The sequence below is a fragment of the Bradyrhizobium sp. 2S1 genome, from assembly GCF_011516625.5.
Taxonomy (GTDB): domain Bacteria; phylum Pseudomonadota; class Alphaproteobacteria; order Rhizobiales; family Xanthobacteraceae; genus Bradyrhizobium; species Bradyrhizobium septentrionale.
In genome coordinates, this window is the sequence record NZ_CP147717.1 from 10,090,084 (window position 1) to 10,102,363 (window position 12,280).

Here is a 12,280-nt window from a genome sequence, read left to right on the forward strand (position 1 = left end):
CGCCCTTATTATAGAGCGACACTGCGGTGGCCGGAACGGACCGCACGATGTCCGCTCGGACAGTTGAGAGGCCGCTGGTTTCATGGGAAGACAATTTCCAAACGCCTCGTCGGGAGTAACGCCATGACCTACCGCGCACCGATCAACGATATCCTGCTGTCCCTCAATCACGGCGCCGGGCTCGCTGCCGCCGTGGCGGCCGGCCACTACGGCGATTTCGACGGCGATATTACCGCCGCGGTGCTGGAAGAAGCCGGCAAGTTCGCCTCCGACGTGCTGGCGCCGCTCAACAAGGTCGGCGACGAGCACGGCATCAAGCTCGACAACGGCAAGGTGACCACCGCGCCCGGCTGGCCCGACGCCTATCAGCGCTGGGCCGCCGCAGGCTGGAACGCGGTGTCGGGGCCGGAAGCGTTCGGCGGCCAGGGCCTGCCGCTCGCGGTCAACGCCGCCTGCACCGAGATCTGGAGCGCATCGAACGTCGCCTTCGGCCTCTGCCCGCTGCTGACGCTGTCGGCGATCGAGGCGCTCGACGCCCATGGCAGCGAGGAATTGAAGACGATCTATCTCGAGAAGATGGTCACCGGCGAATGGACCGGCACCATGCAGCTCACCGAGCCGAATGCCGGCTCCGACGTCGGCGCGCTGCGCACCCGTGCCGAACGCGCGGGCGACGGCACCTACCGCATCAAGGGCACCAAGATCTTCATCACCTATGGTGAGCACGACATGACCGACAACATCGTGCACTTCGTGCTTGCGCGATTGCCCGATGCGCCCGGCGGCACCAAGGGGATCTCGCTGTTCCTGGTTCCGAAATTCCTAGTCAATGCCGACGGCTCGCTCGGCGCGCGCAACGACATCCATGCGAGCGGCGTCGAGCACAAGCTCGGCATGCACGCCTCGCCGACCTGCACCATGACGATGGGCGACCAAGGCGGCGCGATCGGCTACCTGATCGGCGAGGAAAACCAGGGCATGCGCTGCATGTTCACGATGATGAACCAGGCGCGCCTCGGCGTCGGCCTCGAAGGCGTCGGCATCGCCGACCGCGCTTATCAGCAGGCGCTGGCCTACGCGCAGGAGCGCCGGCAAGGCAAGGCTATCGGCCACAAGGGCGACGGGATGGATCCGATCATCGTGCATCCCGACGTCAAGCGCATGCTGATGCAGATGCGCAGCATGACGGCGGCGGCGCGCACGATCTGCTACGCCACCGCGGTCGCGCTCGACGTCGCGGCGCGCGCCAAGGACGCCAAGGTCCGCGCGGACGCCGCCGCACGCGGCGCGCTGCTGACCCCGATCGCCAAGGCGTTCTCCACCGACGTCGGCAACGAGGTCGCCTACCTCGGCGTCCAGGTCCATGGCGGCATGGGCTTCATCGAGGAGACCGGCGCCGCGCAGCATTATCGCGATGCCCGCATCACCTCGATCTATGAAGGCACCAACGGCATCCAGTCGATCGACCTCGTCACCCGCAAGCTCGGCGCCAATGGCGGCGCCTCGGTGTGGGCGCTGCTCGACGAGCTCGCGGCAACCATCAAGCAGGTCGGAACCTCCAACGACCCGGCGTTCGGCACCACCGGCGCCAAGCTGCGCGACGCGCACGCCGCACTGGAGCGCACCAGCAAATGGCTGCTGGAGCGGCTCGCCTCCGCGCCGAACGATGCGCTGGCTGGTGCTACGCCCTATCTGCGGCTGTTCGCCGCGACGCTCGGCGGCTGCATGCTCGCCGGCGAGGCGCTGGCCGCGAAGGCCAACGGCGAGGCCGAGCCGCAGCGCTACGTCGCGCTGGCGCGCTTCTTCGCCGAGAACATCTCTGTGCAGGCGCCGTCGCTGGAGAAGACCGTGACGGAGAGCGCCGAGGCCGTGACCGGCGCGGACGCCGTGTTGGCGGGTTAGGACACTTTCCGCCGTCCTCATCGCAACGTCGTCCCGGCGAAGGCCGGGACCCATACGCCGCAGCGGATGTTGTGAAAGGGACTGTCGTTCCAGCGACGCGCAACAATAAGCATTTGGGGTAATGGGTCCCGGCCTTCGCCGGGACGACGATGAATGTTTTGCGAGACTCTCGTCGCTGCCAACCTGTTTCGCGGTCACGGCAAAGCCGCCCAGCCGTCGCGCGACCGCTTGTCAGCGATCCCGGCGCAACGAACGAAACTCCCTGGGGCCGTCCAGCAGATCATGCTTGCGGGCAGACTGTTCGATCCGGCTGGCCGAATGATCTGCCATTGCGTTGATGGCCGTGCCGGCCAGGTTCTGCGCACGTTGCCGTCGCTCGTCCCTCGATCGAACATCCCGATCTTGGTCTCGCCGACGACAGATTTCATCGGAGAGACGTTCCTGGAGGCATCCGTTGCCTCGATAAGGTCGCTGCTTCATCTTGCGCGTTCCCTCCAACAGGATTGCGGTACGGACTAACGCTCCGGCGCGCCGTTTGTTCGCGCTGGCGACTGGCCTGGTGCCGGGAATTTTGGCGCCGACAATCTGGGCTTCTTCGGCGGAGCTGCAATCAATCCCTCGCGGATCGCCTGCTTGCGGGCAAGCTTGCGCGCGCGCCGCACGGCCTCGGCCTTCTCTCGAATCCGTTTTTCCGAAGGCTTTTCGAACGATCGGCGGCGCTTCATCTCTCTGAACACGCCCTCGCGCTGCAGCCTCTTCTTCAGAACGCGCAGCGCCTGGTCGATGTTGTTGTCCCTGACAAGAACCTGCAAATGGATCACCTCTCGCGTCACTAGAGCATTTCGGTTCCGATTGAATCAGAACCGAAGCTCTAGCTTCTTGTTCTGACGCGTTTTCTTCACGCGAACCGGTATCCATCCCGCATCAAGTGCGGGACAGGCTTCGCTCGAAAACGCTTTGGGCACGTTGACGAGCAAATACGAAAGCCCGCTCTATCGGTGACAGAGCGGGCCGCACTGCCATTCCAGTACATCCGTGAAACGGCAGCCGATCAACAGCATGACGAAAGCTTTAGCCGCAGTGCTGCAAGCACGCGTCCTCACTTTCATCCGACGATGTCTTTGGAAAAGGGTCCAGTGGGACCGATCTACAAGGCTCAAGGCCAGTCGATACACCACAAGTATACACTTATCCCAGCTATGCAAGGCGCAATTGCAAATCCCGGGAATTATCTCTGACGGATCAAGCGCGTTCGAGATCGTCGGCGAAGACGACAGCGCCTGGCCCGCGCGGTTCCCTGCATCAATGTCATTGTAGAGTGGCAAATTAGGACCGTCTGACGCAGACTACGGCGCTGCCGGGTGATTTCAGGGCGCCGGCACTCGAGAGCCTGGGCAGCTCCCGCGACAAAAGGGAGCCGCAAATGGCAACCCGCTATTATTTCGATATCCGCAACGGCGAGGAACTATATGCCGACAGGCAGGGCATCGAGCTGCGCGACGAGGAGACTGCCGCGCACGAAGCGATGCAGTCATTGCTCGGCATGGCGAAAGACAATCCGCCTCCAGACAAACACAAGCTGCTGGCGTTTGAGGTCCGCACCGACGAAGGGCCATTGTTTCAGGTCAGTCTCGATCTGGGCATAACGAGACGCTAGGCACGTCGGCGCCAAACTCAAGAATTCGACCGGCGAATGCGCCACGCGATGCCCACTTCAAGCACGAGCCCGTCGCCATCCCGGACTTCGATCGCAATCTGATCGAGACTGTGACCGCGGACGGAATCGCGCACCATGTCGGCCAAAGCGCGCGCGGCCTCTTCTTGAACCGCCGCGAGATCGGGCATCACCAGGCCCTCTTCGTCGATCGCCAAGCCACCGCCGTCACGAAGATCGAAATAGTAGCGTGTCATCACTGATAAGAGGCCGAACTGTCGATCGTTCCTGGCGAGGGCACAGAGCAGCGACCGGCCCCGATGATGCGAGATGCCCGCTCTCACAGACCACGGAACGCCACACTTGGCGGGCGAATGTTCCTGAGAGGTCGGCACTCCGTCTTGTCGTGGCAGACGTCAATATCGAGGCTAGGCACCCTTCGACCCATCGAAAGCACAACGCCGCCCAAGCGGAATATGGATCGCTTGGCGGCGTTGGTTCGGCACCGGGCCCCTGAAATCCCCCGGCAAGCGCCAGATTGCCACGAAATATGCCTCAGCTTTGTGACACCCCAGGACGGCACCCCGCGCCGGTCGATCACGCCTTGTGGTCGGACAGGCTGCCGACGATCGATGCCCGGCGAGACAATTCGATCCAGTTGCCGTCGGGATCGAGGATCATGGAAATCCGCGCGACCTCGCCAAGCGTCACCGGCGCGAGGCCCTCGCGCACGCCTTTGGCGCGCAGCTCGTCATGCACGGCGTCGATGTCGGCGACCTGGAGCGTGATGTAGCGCCAGCCGCGCGCCTGCCTGATGGGATCGACGGTCGCGGCGCGATCTTCCGTGAGCAGGATCAGGCTGTCGCCAAGGCGAAAGGCCAGACCGCCCGACCAGGATTGCTTGGGGAAGCCGAGAATGTCGCCGTAGAACCCGCAATGCGCGGCGAGGTCGCGCACCGCCATCGCGACGGCGATCTGGGTGATGCCGTCATGTCCCGGCGCCACCAGGCAAACGCTGTTGCCGTCGGGATCGACCATGTGCCGCGGCGTCTCGATGCCCTCGCGCGCGATAATCAGCTCGCGATAGCCGCTCGGCGCGGCGTCGCCCAGCGGCTCGAAATGATGGTTGAGCTTGATCACCGAACCATGCGCGTCGTGCCTGTACTGCTTCTGCCCGCGGCGGATCGGCTGCACATGATCGAAGCGAAGCCCGGCATCTTGCTGCCAGAACCGCAGCATCGGCTCGCGATTGTTCGTGGAAAGGCCGACGTCGATCACGTTCTTCGCAAGCTGCATGTGCTGTCGCCCTTAGATCAGGTGCCCGCGATGGACTGGACTAGCCCGTCTTATTCGTCAGAGTGCGCCTGAGAGGCTGGCGAGCGTGGTGTAAAGCGCTGATGCGGCGTAGGATTCGGTTGCAAAGCCAACCCCATCACCTTCAGCCGCGAACACCAGGCCCGCCATGACCGATGATACGATTCTGCCCTTCTCGTTTCCAGCCGTTCACGCCAAGAAAGTCACAGCTGCCTTCGATGGCGGTCGGCTGACCTCGAACGGGGGCGTGATGCTTCTGGCGATGGCCGAGCGGCGTCTCGGCTTGGCCGACAATTTGGCCCGGGTGTTCCCGGATCGGCGCGATCCGACGCGGGTCGTGCACAGCCTTGTCGATATGTTCCGCGCGCGCATGTTCGCGATCTGCTGCGGCTACGAGGACGCCGACGACCTCGATCATCTGCGGTCCGATCCCGCATTCAAGCTGGCCTGCGGACGGCTGCCGGACACGGGTCGCGATCTGTGTTCCCAACCGACGCTGTCGCGGCTGGAGAATGCTCCGCGCCTGCGCGACGTGATCCGACTGACCTACACTTTGGTCGACGCATGGATGGATAGCTACCCGCGCGAGCCGGCATCCGTCACGCTCGACATCGATGATACCTGCGATGTCGTCCACGGCCATCAGCAGCTCTCGCTGTTCAACGCTCATTATGACGAACGCTGCTTCCTGCCGATCCACGTCTACGACACGGAGAAGAGCCGGCCCGTGGCGGTCGTGCTGCGGCCCGGCAAGACGCCGGGCGGCGTCGAGGTGCGTGCCCATCTGCGCCGCCTGATACGGCATATCCGGACGCGGTGGCACAACACGCGAATTACGTTCCGTGGCGACGGGCACTATGCTCGGCCGGAGGCCATGACGTGGTGCGAGACCAACGGCATCGACTACATCTTCGGTCTGTCCGGCACCAAGCCGCTCGCCAGAAAAGTCGACGAGGCCGCCGACGACATCCGCACGCGACGCGCCATCGAGAACCTGCCGGTTCTGCGTGGCTATACCGAGACGCGCCACAAGGCCAAGTCCTGGGATCGCGAACGGCGTACCGTCGCCCGTATTGAGGCGACGATGCTCGGCCTCGACATCCGTTTCGTCGTCACCAGCCTCGATGTCGGCTCGGCCGAGTGGATCTACGACAGCCTGTATTGCGCGCGCGGCCAAGCCGAGAATCTGATCAAGCTGCATAAGACACAGCTCGCCTCCGATCGCACCAGCTGCCGTTCGGCGCTCGCCAATCAAGTCCGCCTCGTTCTCCACACCGCCGCTTATTGGCTGATGCTGACCGTGCGCGACGCGATTCCCAAAGCCCGGGAATTGGCCACAGCCGAGTTCGCGACGCTGCGTCTTCGTCTCTTGAAACTCGCTGCCCGTGTCGTCGAGACCACGAGCCGCATTCGCCTTGCGTTTGCCGCGGCATGTCCCGAAGCCGACCTGATCCGCGGCTTGCCAGGCGCGCTGCTGCCGCTCGGTCCTTGACCGGCGGGGCGTCCGCCCCCCGTTCGCCCAACCCATCCCTCAAGCGCGTTGCAAAGTACGGGTCGTCAGGCGGTGAAAAGCCGAAGGCAATCCCGCGCGCCTCGTCAGAGCAGATGTGCGGCCACATCAATCGGACTAAAAAAACGCACTCTCACGAATAGGACGGGCTAGCTATGCGAGGATCAGGTCCTCGCGCAAGCACCACGATCACTTCCGCACCAGCGGGATCTGCAGATTGGTCGGCCGGTTCTGCTCGGTGTCGAAGCCGCGGCCGTCGACATTGCGGGCGCCCCAGAACAAGAGGTCGCCCCTGAGATAGACCAGGTCGTACTCCATGAAGTGGGTCCCTTCCTTGAGGCCGAAGGGGAGGAACGACTTGCCGAAGATGCTCTGCGGTGCATCGACCGCCCACGGCACGTAGCCGACCGCGGCGACCTTGTTGAGCACGTCGACAAAGCCCTGCGCCAACGGCGTCACCTCATAGGCCTCGTCGGCGACGAAATCGACCTTCTGCGCGCCCGGCGCGATCGGATGCGCGCCCTGCCACTGCATGTGCCCGACGATCCTGATCCGCGCCAGCGGCACCTTGCCATACGGATCGGCCGAGTTGACGACCACGAGCTCGAACCGGTCGGAGGATTGATAAATGAAGGCGCGCTTCAGATAGAACGGCTTGATCGAGCCGTCGGGATTCTTGCTCGGCCGGATCTCGGGCGCGATGCTCTCCCAGTTTCCGGCGAGGGCCTGCTTGATGGTCGCGACGTCCTGTTCCATGGCGCTTGCCTTCGGTTGATTGCCGGGAGATTGGGCCGCGGCGCCGCCGCATCCCGTCACCGCCGCCAGCAAGAACAGCGACGCTCCGATGCTTCTCCACATGCGCAGGCTCCGGCGGGCGACGCGCAGGCCTTCGTGCCGGGCAGAAGGAACGTCCTCTGCCTGCCAGGCAGACCCCGCGCAGAATGCGTACTGCTATAGAGAGCGCTGGCCGGCGCGAAAAAGCCTTTGTAGGCTGGCCGCATGCCTGCCGGATATGACAGGCCGTGATCGGGAGGCGGTGATGGAGCTCCGGCATCTGCGCTACTTCGTTGCCGTGGCCGATGCAGGCAGCCTGACGGTTGCCGCCGAGCAAAAACTCCACACCTCGCAACCTTCGCTGAGCCGGCAGATCCGCGATCTCGAACAGGAGGTCGGCGTGCAACTGTTGAACCGCGGCGCGCAGGGCATCGAGCTGACCGCGGCCGGCAAGGCGTTTCTGGATCACGCCAGAATGGCGCTGCTGCAGGCGGAGGCTGCCAAGGAGGCGGCGCAGCGCGCGGCCCAGCCGCCGAAGCCGAGCTTCGCGCTCGGTTTCCTGTCCGGTGCCGAGATCGATCTGCTGCCCGAGGTGACCCGCGTCTTGCGCGACGAATTTCCCGGCATCGACATCCGCCTGTCGAGCGACTACTCGCCGGTGCTCGCCAAAGCACTGATGCGGCGCAAGCTCGATGCCGCCTTCATGCGCGCCGACGACAACACGGAGGATCTCGCCTGCAAGCGCGTGCGCACCGACCCGCTGGTGTTCGTGTTTCCGAGCAACCATCGGCTGGCCGCGCAGGCTGCCGTCGCCCCCGAAGACATCGTCAACGAGACCTTCTATCTACCGTCCAAATCCGCGCCGGCAGTGCGCCGCGTCGTGCTGGAGTATTTCAGCCGCGCCGGCATCGATCTCAGGCCGGACCACGAGGTGCATAATGTCGTGCACGCGATATCGATGATCACCTCGACGCATGCGGTGATGCTGCTGCCGGCCTACACGGCGCGCTATCTGCCCGACACCATCACCACACGGCCGGTGCAGGGAGAGGCGCCGACGCTCGACCTCGTGATCGCTTATCACAAGGCCAACAAATCCCCGATCCTGAAGCTGCTGCTGTCGCGGGTCGGCCGGCTCGCAGCGGCGCCGGCCTAGCTCATGAAGGGTCTGCGCCTGTACCTTGACGTGGTCTACTGCGGCACGCCGTAGATCAGGACCTTACCGGACCTCGTCGCGAGAAAGACCCGATTGCCGGCGACGGTGGGCGGCACCAGCTTTGCGAACCAATACTTCTGCGCTTCACCGGTATCATTCCACACTTGTCGCATCGTAAAGGGATCGTAGGCCCTGAGCACACCGTTATCCTGGCTCTTGTTGCAGGCCGGGTATCCGGGTTCGTCGCAGATTTGGGCCGATGCGAACACGACGCCCAAACCGCTGCCGGTCGGATCGACGTTGACCGAGATGAAGCCGCCAGGCATCCCGTTCAATCCCATGTTCACATAAGGAGGCGCGATCGGCTCGCCTTCCAGGGGAGATAGCTCGAACTTGCCGTCACGCCAGCGAAACCGCTTCGGCTTGTCCTTCTCGCCCCACAGGAACATGAACTGGTCATTTCCGAAACTGGCGAACGCAGGTGTGCCGTGGATGTGCGGCCATTCCATCCAGCTGTTCAACAGGTAGTTTTGACCGGCAGGCCAACGAACCTCGGTCGCTTGAAATTTCTGATGCACATGATCGCGCGCCGGATCATCGAGAGAGTCCTTGTGCTTCACCCGCTCCTGAACGCTGGTTACGCTGTTGAAAATCCACAGCGGATCCGAAGTATCCGGCCCGCCCATGTCGGCACGATCGAGAACATAGAAGATGCCCTCCTTTCCGCCCGCACCCAGATAGCGCGTGCCCGGAATAAGCAACACGCCTGCGGCCGACATGTCGAGATCAAAGCAATCCTCCATGGTTCGACGATAGGGCGTGAAGTAGTCGGCCGCCTCCATATTCAGATGATAGGGTTCGCTGCCGTGCGGCGCGGCGCGTTCGATATGAACACGGATCACGCTATCGGCGAGACTAGCCTTGTCCGGGTGATCCAGCTCTCCCGGCGGAACACCGAAGCAGAGCCGGCGATTACCGGTCGTGAAATAGAGATTGCCCGCGGTATCGGCCGCGAGACCGGTTGATCCCTGCCAGATGCCACCGCCGTCGGTGTTGTCGTCCGTCACCTGGTAGCGGCCGACCGGCTCCAGCGTGGCGGCGTCGAATGCGCTGATCGAGCCGTGCATCCGGATCTGCGAGCCCTCGCACAGGCTCGAGAAACAAACGAAGACGACGCCATCGGCCAGCACCAGACTGGCGCGGTTGCGATGCAGCTTGTGCCACTCCTGATTTGGCGCCGGCACAACAACGGATTTGACCACTGTGCCGTCGTTCAGCGATATCGCCGCAATATGCTGCAGGCCCTCGAAGGTCTTGTAGCTCACGAAGACGCGGCCAAGCGCCGGATCGACCACCGGCGTCGACTCGACCCCGACCAGGCCAGTCTCGATCCCGTCAAGGGTTGCTCCCTCCTGCCAGGCAGCCAGGGCGTTTGGCGCACAAGCTGCTCCTTCGGCTGGGGGCGGCTCTTGGGGTGGAGGAGCAGTAGTCGTCTTGCTCACCACCGGCCGCCCCAGGAACGTATGCCACAGAAAGTCGGGTCGCGCTTCCGACGGCGAGAATGCGTAAACATCATTGTGAGATGTCGCGACGATCAGCACGGGCTGCCGCACGTTCCCGACCATGGCATTCTTCACAAAAAGTGGCTGTGAGAGCACGGTGCCATGGACCGCAAAGGACCCGAGCCGCTTGAACCTTTGAACCGTGTTCTGATTGATGCCCGGCACGTGCGAGGTGCCGGTGCGATTGTTGTCATTGCGTTGCGTCAGGACATCTTCCGACTGCGGGACTGGAAAGACGTAGTCCGACAGGATGGGAACGATGACCAACGGCAGCGCAGGTGCAGCCGTGGCCGCAACGGCGTCCGACGTGGTGGACGTCACCACGTGAAGATCCGGCGCAGCTGGAAGAACCACAACGCCCTGAATGTCCTGCGCCCGGGCCGACGTTGCTATCGTCGGCGAGCAAGCGACAATCAACAACAGTAGCGCTAGTCTGGCGCACAATCGCGATGAATTGATCGGAGACACAAGCATGCTCCTTGAGGTCAATCGAGTTCAGATCGGAAGCGATGAACGGGGCTCGCCGAGTTTCAGGGCATGTTTATTCCGATGATCTTCGGAAATCCGCCGACGCACTCGGTGTTGTGGACAGTGACCGTGACCGGCTTTCGAGCAACGTATGCGGTGAGAGCCGCCGAATAATAGGTATGATATCCGGCGTTGTTGATCGTGCTGATATACCCCAAGGTATTTTCCGTGCAATGCGCCGGATTTATCTGCGGGACGTTGAGCATGATGCCGAAAGAGTCGTCGTTCCAGCCGGTCCGGACCTGGGTCAGCGTTCCGGAAACCGCTTGCTGGGCGTGGCACGGCAACACGGTTGCAAGCAAGAAGGCAGCTGCGAAAGTGGCGCGCATGAAATGACTCCCTAAAATGGCAGCTATTCAATGGAAGTTGTAAATCGACACAATGCTACCATCGAAGGACATGCGAGATTGTGAAGCTTTTCACAGACCAAGCACAGTGAGGACCGATATGCCGGCGAGCCTCGTTCAGACTCTTCGCGCTTTTGCCTACAACAACGCCTGGGCCAATCATCGCCTGCTCACGGCCTGCGCCGGTCTCAGCCAGGCGGAATTTGCCGCCGCGCGAACCGGGTTCTTTCCGAGCCTGCAGGCGACGCTGAACCACATCCATGTCATCGATCTCTTCTATGTCGACGCGCTCGAAGGCGGCTGGCTCGGGCCGAAAGCATGGGCCGACGAGGTGCCCTACCCGGCGGTCGCCGCGCTGAAAGCTGCGCAGCGCGCGATCGACCAGCGCCTGATCGCTCACTGCGACGCGCTGACGCCTGCGCGGCTCGATGAAGACGTCAAGGTCAATCGCGACACCTCCGTGCAGACCGAGCGGCGCGACCGCTTGTTGATGCATCTGTTCCAGCACCAGATCCATCATCGCGGCCAGGCCCATGCGATGCTTTCCGAAACCACGGTCAAGCCGCCGCAGCTCGACGAATTCTTCGCCGCCGGCGAAGCCCCGCTCCGAGAAGCCGAGTTCAAGGAGCTCGGCTGGAGCGAAACCACCGTGTGGGGCGGCTGAGCCGAAGTTTCGCCCGCTGCCGGGCTGCACGAACCGGTTCCCGATTCGGAACAAGGGTCTTGAATACCGCCATCTCCGCGCTCACCTGTCGGTGAAACGTGGGGAATTCTATCAATGCCATTCGCCAATCATCGGGGCCAGCGCATCCATTACACTGTCGAGGGAACGGGGCCGCTGATCGTGCTGCAGCACGGCCTGCTGCTCGACGCGGCGAGCTGGAAGCAATGCGGCGTGGTCGATGCGCTCGCCGATCGCTTTCGCGTCGTCTGCGTCGATTCACTCGGGCATGGCTTGAGCGACAAGCCGGCCGATCCGGCGCTCTACAACCAGGCGCAGCGCGCCGGCGACATCGTTGCCGTGATCGACGATCTCGGCGGCGAGCGCGCCCATGTGGTGGGACATTCGATGGGCGGCTGGGTTGCGGTCGGCGTCGCCAGATTCTTCCCGGCGCGGCTGGCATCGCTGGCGATCGGCGGCTGGGACTTTCTGACCGGCTTGCCGCGCGGCAATGCCGGCCCGCTGACCTATGGCGCCTTCATCACCTTTGCCCGCCGCACCGCGCCGCAGCTCGCCGAATGGGTGACGCCCGATCTCGAAGGCGGCGTGCGCGCCTGCTTCGACGCGCCTGGCCAGCTCGATGGCGCAAAGGATGCCGTGCTCTCCTCGCGCGTGCCGGTGCTGCTGTGGAACGGACAGGACGACGGCCCGCATGCGCCGATGCAGCGCTTCGCCGCGGAGAACGGCCTGTACGCGATGTCGGTCCCCGGCGACCATCTCGGCGCGCTGCTGGAGCACGGCGCCGCAATCGGCCGCGGCATCCGCTCGTTCGTCGGTCGCGGCTAGAGCGATCTCGAGCGCGCGTATCTCCA

13 protein-coding genes are annotated in these 12,280 nt (G+C 63.6%); 7 read left to right on the forward strand and 6 right to left on the reverse strand.

Going from position 1 to position 12,280, the window contains the following annotated elements; translation table 11 throughout:
- Window positions 1-123 precede the first annotated feature (123 nt).
- Together HAP54_RS47945 and HAP54_RS47950 are read left to right on the forward strand one after the other, a co-directional pair.
- Window positions 124-1,902 (forward strand): acyl-CoA dehydrogenase, encoded by a 1,779-nt coding sequence (locus tag HAP54_RS47945; protein ID WP_166298198.1) that lies wholly within the window; start codon window positions 124-126, stop codon window positions 1,900-1,902.
- 153 nt (window positions 1,903-2,055) lie between these two features.
- Window positions 2,056-2,421 carry a hypothetical protein gene (locus HAP54_RS47950; RefSeq protein WP_166298199.1) on the forward strand — a complete coding sequence of 122 codons (366 nt, stop codon included), beginning with the start codon at window positions 2,056-2,058 and terminating at the stop codon, window positions 2,419-2,421.
- Here the strand turns inward: HAP54_RS47950 and rpsU are convergent.
- The gene (rpsU, locus tag HAP54_RS47955; protein WP_166203107.1) at window positions 2,418-2,714 is read right to left on the reverse strand and encodes a 30S ribosomal protein S21; all 297 of its coding nucleotides are present in this window, start codon (window positions 2,712-2,714) and stop codon (window positions 2,418-2,420) included. The genes HAP54_RS47950 and rpsU overlap by 4 nt on opposite strands.
- A 611-nt stretch (window positions 2,715-3,325) precedes the next feature.
- Between rpsU and HAP54_RS47960 the strand changes: the two genes are divergently transcribed.
- Window positions 3,326-3,559 (forward strand): DUF6894 family protein, encoded by a 234-nt coding sequence (locus tag HAP54_RS47960; RefSeq protein WP_166298200.1) that lies wholly within the window; start codon window positions 3,326-3,328, stop codon window positions 3,557-3,559.
- A 17-nt stretch (window positions 3,560-3,576) separates the two neighbouring features.
- Here the strand turns inward: HAP54_RS47960 and HAP54_RS47965 are convergent, their stop codons facing one another.
- Both HAP54_RS47965 and HAP54_RS47970 read right to left on the reverse strand, forming a co-directional pair.
- Window positions 3,577-3,813 carry a DUF6894 family protein gene (locus tag HAP54_RS47965; RefSeq protein WP_166307189.1) on the reverse strand — a complete coding sequence of 79 codons (237 nt, stop codon included), beginning with the start codon at window positions 3,811-3,813 and terminating at the stop codon, window positions 3,577-3,579.
- Between the two features lie 340 nt (window positions 3,814-4,153).
- Window positions 4,154-4,852 (reverse strand): VOC family protein, encoded by a 699-nt coding sequence (locus tag HAP54_RS47970; protein ID WP_166298201.1) that lies wholly within the window; start codon window positions 4,850-4,852, stop codon window positions 4,154-4,156.
- Between the two features lie 166 nt (window positions 4,853-5,018).
- On the opposite strand from HAP54_RS47970, the gene HAP54_RS47975 reads away from it, so the two are divergent.
- Entirely contained in the window at window positions 5,019-6,362 is a 1,344-nt protein-coding gene (locus tag HAP54_RS47975) for an IS1380-like element ISBdi2 family transposase (protein ID WP_166296351.1), read from the forward strand.
- A 207-nt stretch (window positions 6,363-6,569) separates the two neighbouring features.
- Here the strand turns inward: HAP54_RS47975 and HAP54_RS47980 are convergent, their stop codons facing one another.
- Window positions 6,570-7,238: a hypothetical protein gene (locus tag HAP54_RS47980; protein WP_210297440.1), complete on the reverse strand. Its 669-nt coding sequence runs from the start codon at window positions 7,236-7,238 to the stop codon at window positions 6,570-6,572.
- Window positions 7,239-7,419: 181 nt separating this feature from the next.
- Between HAP54_RS47980 and HAP54_RS47985 the strand changes: the two genes are divergently transcribed.
- Window positions 7,420-8,310, forward strand: coding sequence for a LysR family transcriptional regulator (locus tag HAP54_RS47985; RefSeq protein ID WP_166298202.1), 891 nt, complete (start codon window positions 7,420-7,422; stop codon window positions 8,308-8,310).
- Window positions 8,311-8,345: 35 nt separating this feature from the next.
- Here the strand turns inward: HAP54_RS47985 and HAP54_RS47990 are convergent, their stop codons facing one another.
- Both HAP54_RS47990 and HAP54_RS47995 read right to left on the reverse strand, forming a co-directional pair.
- Window positions 8,346-10,340 carry a hypothetical protein gene (locus tag HAP54_RS47990; RefSeq protein ID WP_166298203.1) on the reverse strand — a complete coding sequence of 665 codons (1,995 nt, stop codon included), beginning with the start codon at window positions 10,338-10,340 and terminating at the stop codon, window positions 8,346-8,348.
- A gap of 62 nt (window positions 10,341-10,402) precedes the next feature.
- Entirely contained in the window at window positions 10,403-10,729 is a 327-nt protein-coding gene (locus tag HAP54_RS47995) for a hypothetical protein (RefSeq protein ID WP_166298204.1), read from the reverse strand.
- Window positions 10,730-10,847: 118 nt separating this feature from the next.
- On the opposite strand from HAP54_RS47995, the gene HAP54_RS48000 reads away from it, so the two are divergent.
- Window positions 10,848-11,411 carry a DinB family protein gene (locus HAP54_RS48000; RefSeq protein WP_166298205.1) on the forward strand — a complete coding sequence of 188 codons (564 nt, stop codon included), beginning with the start codon at window positions 10,848-10,850 and terminating at the stop codon, window positions 11,409-11,411.
- Between the two features lie 114 nt (window positions 11,412-11,525).
- Window positions 11,526-12,254 (forward strand): alpha/beta fold hydrolase, encoded by a 729-nt coding sequence (locus HAP54_RS48005; protein ID WP_166298206.1) that lies wholly within the window; start codon window positions 11,526-11,528, stop codon window positions 12,252-12,254.
- Window positions 12,255-12,280: the final 26 nt, after the last annotated feature.